This is a genomic window from Gemmatimonadota bacterium (assembly GCA_026706345.1).
Taxonomy (GTDB): domain Bacteria; phylum JAAXHH01; class JAAXHH01; order JAAXHH01; family JAAXHH01; genus JAAXHH01.
On the sequence record JAPOYX010000111.1, the window covers coordinates 1 to 1908 of the forward strand.

Here is a 1908-nt window from a genome sequence, read left to right on the forward strand (position 1 = left end):
CTGGTGTTCCTTACCGGTTACTTCTCCATGCAGGGGCAATTCGGGCTCGACGGGGTGGGGATGGCCGTTGCCGCCGGTTCCATGGTCACCTGGCTGGCCCTGGTCGCCATCGTGAGCCGCAATCCACCGGGCGGCACCGGTGCGGAAACGACGCCGGCGCCTCAGAGCATGCTCCCGAGGTAGCCGACCTCCCAGGGCGTGATCCAACCCCCGAAATTCCGCAGTTCGCCACGCTTGACGGCAACGAAACCACCCACGAAATCCTCTGTCAGCAAGCGGCGCAGCTTCTTGTGCGCGGCAAGTACCCGCAGCGCGTTCTCGAGGTCGCCGGGCAGGTCGGCCGGCCGCCCATAAGTATCGCCCTTCGCGGGAGCCGTGGGCTCGAGTTTCTCTTCGAGCCCGAGGAGCCCGCAGGCCAGGGTTGCCGCGACGAACAGGTACGGGTTGGCATCGGCGCCGGCCACCCGGTTTTCCACCCGGCCGGCCGCGTCGTCGGAAAACGGCACCCGGAACCCGGCCGTGCGGTTGTCGTAGCCCCACTCCAGGTTGATGGGGGCGGACCATCCCGGCACGAATCGCCTGAAGCTATTGACGTTGGGCGCGATCAACGCGAAGGCCGGCGGCAGGTACGTCTGCAGACCCGCGATGAAGTGGCGCAGCGGTGGCGGCGCCTTGCCGTCGGCCAGTGCAAAAAGGTTCGTGCCGTTCCCGGCGACCAGGCTCATGTGCAGGTGCAGGCCGCTTCCCGGGAGGCCCTTGACGGGCTTGGCCAAGAAACTGGCCAGGTAACCGTGCTGGAGTGCGCAGGCCTTCACCAGCCGCTTGAGGAGAAAGAGCCGGTCGGCCTGAAGCAGCGCTTCGTCATGGGCGATGTTCAGTTCGATCTGTCCCGGCCCCAACTCGTGCGACATGGCCTGCACGGGCATGTCGAGATCCGCGCTCATGGTGCGCACGGTGTCCAGGAAGGGAGCGTACTTGTCCAGGGCATCGCTGCTGTACGCCTCGCCGCCGAACTCCGCCCTTTCGTTCACGCCCGGGGCGGGTACAAGTGTCTTGTCCTGGCGTTTGGGCGGCTGCAACAGGTAGAACTCGATCTCCGGCGCGACGACGGGTGACCAGCCCTTCTCCGCGTACATGCCGAGAATCCGTTTCAATACGTTGCGCGGATCGAAAGGGACAGGTTCTCCGGTCTTGCCGATGGTGTCGCAAATGACCTGGCGGCATGCTCCGGACTTCCACGGCACGTTCCGGCAGGTGGCCCAGTCGGGGACGAGCAGCATGTCGCCGTCTTCAGGATAGTGGGCTGCCATCGATTCCTCGGCATAGTCGCCCGTCATGCACTGGAAGAAGACGGCGGCCGCCATGTGCGCCGAGTCGCCGGGAGCAAACGCGGCGCCGTCCACCGTCTTGCCCCGCGGCACGCCGTTCGTGTCGCAAACCAGCAACTCCAGATCCTGCACGGGAACCTCCGTTTCCCAGACCGCCTCGCCGCGAATCAACGCCGCTTCAGGTCTCCCTGACAACCAGGTTGGTCGGCAGCATAACGGATTTCGGAGCCAGACCTTCGAGAATCTGCATGAGTTTTTCCACCAGGAGAGTTCCGGCCTGCAGCGTATCCTGGCGAACGGTGGTGATCGCCGGCGAGAAACAGGCGGCCGACGGTATGTCGTTGTAGCCGACGATCGGGACGTCCTTGCCCGCGGCAAGCCCGACCTCCCTCAGGGCGGCGGCAAAGGCGATTGCCGCGATGTCGCTAACCGCAAACACGCCGTCCGGGCGGTTTTCCGGGTCTGACAGGAACCGTCGCGCCGCCGGCAGGCAGGTCTCGTAGGCGAAGTCCTTGACGATCAGCTCCGATACGGTTGCCTGGCCGTTCGCGTCCTTCAGTCCCGCTTCGAGTCCCTCCCT

3 protein-coding genes are annotated in these 1908 nt (G+C 65.5%); 1 reads left to right on the top strand and 2 read right to left on the bottom strand.

The window, feature by feature from the left end; all coding sequences use genetic code 11:
- Window positions 1-183: hypothetical protein (locus OXG98_07845; GenBank protein ID MCY3771915.1), on the top strand; the 183-nt coding region annotated here is incomplete at its 5' end.
- Here the strand turns inward: OXG98_07845 and OXG98_07850 are convergent.
- Together OXG98_07850 and OXG98_07855 are read right to left on the bottom strand one after the other, a co-directional pair.
- Entirely contained in the window at window positions 162-1460 is a 1299-nt protein-coding gene (locus OXG98_07850; protein MCY3771916.1) for a glutamine synthetase family protein, read from the bottom strand. The genes OXG98_07845 and OXG98_07850 overlap by 22 nt on opposite strands.
- Before the next feature lie 46 nt (window positions 1461-1506).
- On the bottom strand, window positions 1507-1908 hold a 402-nt coding region (locus OXG98_07855; GenBank protein MCY3771917.1), incomplete at its 5' end, for a substrate-binding domain-containing protein.